The sequence below is a fragment of the Bradyrhizobium sp. BRP19 genome (assembly GCF_020194195.1).
GTDB lineage: Bacteria > Pseudomonadota > Alphaproteobacteria > Rhizobiales > Xanthobacteraceae > Bradyrhizobium > Bradyrhizobium yuanmingense.
In genome coordinates this window covers 1-427 of sequence record NZ_JADYVZ010000158.1, presented here as the reverse complement: position 1 = coordinate 427, position 427 = coordinate 1, and the positions used below count along the sequence as shown (strand labels likewise).

General features: G+C 68.1%; 1 pseudogene. It reads right to left on the bottom strand.

What is annotated here, in order from left to right:
• Positions 1-427: pseudogene (locus I6F36_RS38980) on the bottom strand (tetratricopeptide repeat protein); the annotation flags it as partial.

Sequence of the window (427 nt, the reverse complement as noted above, 5' to 3'; positions counted from 1 at the left end):
GCGCCAGCGCGAGCTGCTCGGGCGAAGTGGTCGCCGCTGCGCTGGCCGCGATCAGTGCGTCGAGCCGCTGCAGGAAGTTCTCCGCCTGGTTCTTCTTCCATTCCTCGGCATCGAACAGCGGCTTGACCGCGGCAGTGGCGCGTTCGGCGGCGACATCGGCCGATGACAGCGTCAGCCCACCGGGACGTCCCAGCACCACCTTGTCGGCGCCAACCTCGGCCTTCACATCGTCGGAGTTCGGATGCACCACCAGGCCATGGACGGATTCAAGCAGCGACAGCTCGACGAAATCCTGCCGACGGATGAAGCCGCGGGCCGGCGGCGGCGCGGTCACGACCCACAGCATGTCGCCGGCGTCCGGATCGAGCAGCCGGTGCAATTGACCGGGATTGGCCAGGGGCACGCTGACATTGGCGAGCGCGGGATC